Origin of the sequence: Acidovorax sp. HMWF029 (assembly GCF_003060895.1) — a bacterium.
Classification (GTDB): Bacteria; Pseudomonadota; Gammaproteobacteria; order Burkholderiales; family Burkholderiaceae_C; genus Acidovorax.
On record NZ_QAIH01000069.1, the window covers coordinates 1 to 4,666 of the forward strand.

General features: G+C 64.3%; 6 protein-coding genes. 5 read left to right on the forward strand and 1 reads right to left on the reverse strand.

Going from position 1 to position 4,666, the window contains the following annotated elements:
- Nucleotides 1–115 precede the first annotated feature (115 nt).
- From DBR12_RS04145 to hprK, 4 genes are all read left to right on the forward strand, one after another.
- Nucleotides 116–1,345 (forward strand): MFS transporter, encoded by a 1,230-nt coding sequence (locus DBR12_RS04145; protein WP_108616093.1) that lies wholly within the window; start codon nucleotides 116–118, stop codon nucleotides 1,343–1,345.
- Nucleotides 1,346–1,592: 247 nt separating this feature from the next.
- The gene (gene hpf, locus DBR12_RS04150; protein ID WP_108616094.1) at nucleotides 1,593–1,928 is read left to right on the forward strand and encodes a ribosome hibernation-promoting factor, HPF/YfiA family; all 336 of its coding nucleotides are present in this window, start codon (nucleotides 1,593–1,595) and stop codon (nucleotides 1,926–1,928) included.
- Nucleotides 1,929–2,039: 111 nt separating this feature from the next.
- On the forward strand, nucleotides 2,040–2,507 hold the full coding sequence (locus DBR12_RS04155) for a PTS sugar transporter subunit IIA (protein ID WP_063461724.1): 468 nt from the start codon (nucleotides 2,040–2,042) through the stop codon (nucleotides 2,505–2,507).
- Between the two features lie 60 nt (nucleotides 2,508–2,567).
- Nucleotides 2,568–3,524, forward strand: coding sequence for an HPr(Ser) kinase/phosphatase (gene hprK / locus DBR12_RS04160; protein WP_108616095.1), 957 nt, complete (start codon nucleotides 2,568–2,570; stop codon nucleotides 3,522–3,524).
- 115 nt (nucleotides 3,525–3,639) lie between these two features.
- On the opposite strand, the gene fur is transcribed toward hprK, so the two are convergent.
- Entirely contained in the window at nucleotides 3,640–4,059 is a 420-nt protein-coding gene (fur, locus tag DBR12_RS04165) for a ferric iron uptake transcriptional regulator (protein WP_094291834.1), read from the reverse strand.
- An 88-nt stretch (nucleotides 4,060–4,147) separates the two neighbouring features.
- Between fur and DBR12_RS04170 the strand changes: the two genes are divergently transcribed.
- On the forward strand, nucleotides 4,148–4,666 hold a 519-nt coding region (locus tag DBR12_RS04170), incomplete at its 3' end, for an outer membrane protein assembly factor BamE (protein ID WP_108616096.1).

Here is a 4,666-nt window from a genome sequence, read left to right on the forward strand (position 1 = left end):
GGACGGGCGCAGGTGGCGCGGGGCTGTATGGTGCGCGGGGGAATGGGCGGGGTGCGCGCCCTTGGGGCACACTGTGCGGCCCTGACTTTGACCGGGCCACCTGCGGCCTTTGCCTGTGTCCACCTCCACCCCTGCGCTCACTCCCCGCCGCGAACTCTGGCTGCTGCTGACCCTGGCCGGCATCCAGTTCACCCACATCCTCGACTTCATGATCATGATGCCGCTCGGGCCGCAGTTCACGCGGCTGTTTGCCATCAGCGACGCGCAGTTCGGCCTGCTGGTGTCGGCCTACACGTTGTCGGCGGGGGCGTCGGGGCTGCTCGCGTCCACTTACATCGACCGGTTTGGCCGCAAGCGGCTGCTGCTGGTGCTGTATGTGCTGTTCGGGCTGGCGACGCTGGCCTGCGGCGTTGCGCCCACCTACGGCACGCTCATGGCTGCGCGTATCCTGGCGGGGGCGTTTGGCGGCGTGCTGTCGGCCCTGTCGCAGACCATCGTGGCGGATGTGGTTCCGTTCGAGCGGCGCGGGCGGGCGATGGGGATCGTCATGACGTCGTTTGCGGTGTCCACGGTGGCAGGGGTACCCCTGGGGCTGATCCTGGCCGAGCATGGAGGCTGGAACCTGCCCTTCATCGCCATCGCGGCCCTGGTCGGGGTGCTGGCCATCCAGGCGGCCCGCACCCTGCCGCCCCTGACCGCCCACGTGCAGGCGGCGGGCGGCCGCTCGGCGCTCTCGGGCATTGCACAGGTGCTGGCCGACTCGAACCATCGCTGGGCCTTTGTGTACTCCGCGCTGCTGGTGTCCACGGGGTTCACGGTGATTCCCTACATCACCATCTACATGCAGGCCAATGCCGGGGTGCGGGCGGACCAGATTCCGCTGGCTTACCTGTGCGGGGGCATTGCAACGTTGTTCACCGCGCGCTGGTTTGGCCGCTGGACCGACCGCTGGGGCAAGGTGCGCACCTTCCGCGCGCTGGTGGTGGCCTCGGTGCCCTGCCTGCTCGGCATCACGCTGTGCCAGGGGCTGCCGCTTGGGGGTGTGCTGCTGGTGTCCACCCTGATGTTCGCCTTCGTGAGCGGACGCATGATTCCGGGAATGGCCATCGTCACCTCGGCAGCGCAGCCCGCCTTGCGGGGCACGTTCATGACCCTGAACGCGTCGGTACAGTCTGCCGCCATGGGGGTGGCGTCCTTTGTGGGTGGGGTATTGATCAGCCGCGATTCGCAGGGGCTGGTACAGAACTACTGGGTGGCGGCACTGGTGGGCATTGCGGCCGGGGTGCTGTCAATGCTGGTGGTGGGGAGACTGTATCTGCACGGAGCCTCCCCGGCGGCGCGCTAGAGGGGCTTGGGATTTGGGCTTCGGGGGGGGCGGTTTCGGCCCCCTGCTAACTCACCCATTGTGCGCGTTTTTTGGGGGCTTGGCACCTTGGCAGGCATAACCCAGCAGGCCGGGGCGGTATGGGATTGCTTTTCGGGGAGGGCAGGGGCATAGTGAACTCACGTCAACGGATGCATCCAAGTTCGCCGAGCCGCTCCTCTGATCCAGGGCGGCGTTTTTCCCACCGAGAGCTACAGGAGACTTATTTATGAACTTGACGATCAGCGGTCACCACCTCGAAGTTACTCCCGCCTTGCGCAGCTATGTCACCACGAAGCTGGATCGGATCACCCGCCATTTTGACCAAGTTGTCGATGTCAAGGTACTGCTGACGGTAGAGAAGCAAAAGGAAAAGGAAAAGAGGCAGCGAGCGGAATGCAACATCCACGTGAAGGGCAACGACCTGTTTGCCGAAAGTTCCCACGCAGACCTGTATGCCGCTGTGGACGATCTGGTCGACAAGATGGACCGACAAGTGGTGCGCCACAAGGACCGTTTGCAAGATCATCACCACGAAGCCGCCAAGCGCGAAATGCACGCATGACGCGCCAGCCCTGAGCCTGGCATCGCAGCCGCCCCTTCGGGCGGTTTTTTGTTGCCCATTCCCTGGCGCTCAGGGTTTCCGCCAATATGTGCATAATTGTTACCCTTGACCATGAATCGACTCGCCTCCATCCTGCCCTCCGCTCAAGTGCTTGTGAGTGTTGACGCCACCAGCAAGAAGCGTGCTTTTGAAGAAGCGGGTCTGCTGTTCGAAAGCCAGCACGGCCTCTCGCGTGCGCTGATCACCGACAGCCTGTTTGCGCGTGAGCGGCTGGGCTCCACGGGGCTGGGCCATGGCGTGGCTATCCCGCACGGCCGCATCAAGGGCCTGAAGGCTCCCATGGCAGCCGTATTCCAGTTGCTCAATCCGATTGGTTTTGACGCGCCCGACGAATTGCCAGTGGGGCTGCTTATATTCCTGCTGGTGCCCGAGGCAGCCACGCAGAAGCACCTGGAAATCCTGTCCGAAATTGCCGAGTTGCTGAGCGACTCGGCCCTGCGCGAAAAGCTCAAGGCCTGCACCGATGCCGCCGAGCTGCACGGCATGATCGCAGGCTGGCAGTCCACGCAGACCGCCTGATTTCCCGCCCCGCGCGCTGTGTGTTGTTCCTGATCCGATCTGATTGAGCACTGACCCGCCGTGAAGCCTAATGTTGTCAGTGCCGATGTTCTCTTCGAGGAGTTCCGTGGCCTCCTGAAATGGGAGTGGGTCGCGGGCCTGGGGGCATCGGAGCGGCGGTTTGACGAAGTGGCCGTGCGTTCTGCGCGGTCTGGAGCCGATCTGGTCGGTTACCTCAACTACATCCATCCCTACCGCGTCCAGATCCTGGGCGAGCGCGAAATCGCGTACCTGAGCAACGCGTCACCCGACGACTGCAAGCGCCGCATTGCGCGCATCGTGACGCTGGAGCCGCCCGTGCTGGTGCTGGCCGACAACCAGACCGCACCCGATGCGCTGGTGTCCATGTGCGAGCGCGCGCAGATTCCGATGTTCTCCACGCACGAGTCGTCGGCGTTTGTGATCGATGTGTTGCGCGCCTACCTGTCCAAGCACTTTGCCGACCGCACCACCATGCACGGCGTGTTCATGGACATTCTGGGGCTGGGCGTTCTGATCACCGGTGAATCGGGCTTGGGAAAAAGCGAGCTGGGCCTGGAGCTGATCTCGCGCGGCAACGGCCTGGTGGCCGATGATGCCGTGGACTTCTTTCGTATCAACCAGACCACCATCGAGGGCAAGTGCCCCGAGTTGCTGCAGAACCTGCTGGAGGTGCGTGGCATCGGCCTCTTGGACATCCGCGCGATCTTTGGCGAGACCGCCGTGCGCCGCAAGATGCGCCTCAAGCTCATTGTTCACCTGGTGCGCAAGGAGACGCTGGAGCGCGAATACGAGCGCCTGCCTTACGAGCCGCTCACGCAGGACGTGTTGGGTGTGCCCGTGCTCAAGGTGGTGATCCAGGTGGTGGCTGGCCGCAACATCGCGGTGCTGGTCGAAGCCGCCGTGCGCAACACCATCCTGCAGCTGCGTGGCATCGATACGTACCAGGAATTTGTCGAACGTCACCGCCGGGCCATGGAGCGCGATACAGGCGGCTAGCGGCGCTCAGGCCACCGAAACTGGCGCGCCCCAGGCCAGCGCTCCAGCGCAAGGGGCGCCCCACCGCGCCGGGAGCGTCCCCTTTCGGGGGGAAGGCGCGAAGCGACTCAGGGGGTTACCCTTTTTTTGCGCAGGCGGCGCATTGGCCGTACAGCGCCATCGTGTGGTCCTGCACCAGCCAGCCCTTGGCCTTGGCCACGGCGTGTTGGCGCTTTTCGATCTCGGCGTCATAGAACTCCTCCACCTTGCCGCAGGACGTGCAGATGAAGTGATCGTGATGCTGGCCCTCGTTGAGTTCGTACACCGCCTTGCCGCTCTCGAAGTTGCTGCGGATCAGGATGCCTGCCTGCTCGAACTGCGTCAGTACCCGGTACACCGTGGCCAGGCCAATGTCCGAGCGCTCCTCCAGCAGCACGCGGAACACGTCTTCGGCCGTCATGTGGCGCTGCGTGCCTTTCTGGAAGATCTCCATGATCTTCAGGCGGGGCAGCGTGGCCTTGAGTCCCGTGCTTTTGAGTTCGTCGATATTGGTCATGGCATGCTCCTTCGGGTGCTGGCCCCCACCTCAAGGCCAGGGGGGCAGCCGCTACAATGCGGCGATCATATCCTCAGCCCTTTTACCCATGCCCGTCAAAGCCCGTTGCAGCGCCCGCCTGGGCCTGGTCCTATTGATCGGCGCCAGCATGGCTGCCTTGGCCGGTTGTGGCAGCCTCGATGGCGCCAGCAGCCGCATCGCCGGCATCGTGAAGCCCTACAAGGTGGATGTGGTGCAGGGCAATTTTGTGTCGCGTGAGCAGGTGCAAGCCCTGCAGCCCGGCATGAGCCGCCAGCAGGTGCGCGAAATCCTGGGCACGCCCCTGGTCACCAGCCTGTTCCATGCCGACCGCTGGGAGTACGTGTTCACGCTCAAGCGCCCCGGAGAAGACATCCAGACCCGCAAGCTGACTGCGTTTTTCAAAGGCGATGTGCTGGAGCGCTCGGAGGGTGACGAGATGCCCTCCGAGACGGAGTTCGTCGCCACGCTCGGTACCCGGGGTGGCGCCAAGGGCAAGGTGCCCACGCTGGAAGCCACGCCAGAGCAGCTCTCCAAATACCCTGCAGCCGCCCGCCCGGCCCCAGTGCCCTCCGCCGCGCCCGTGGCG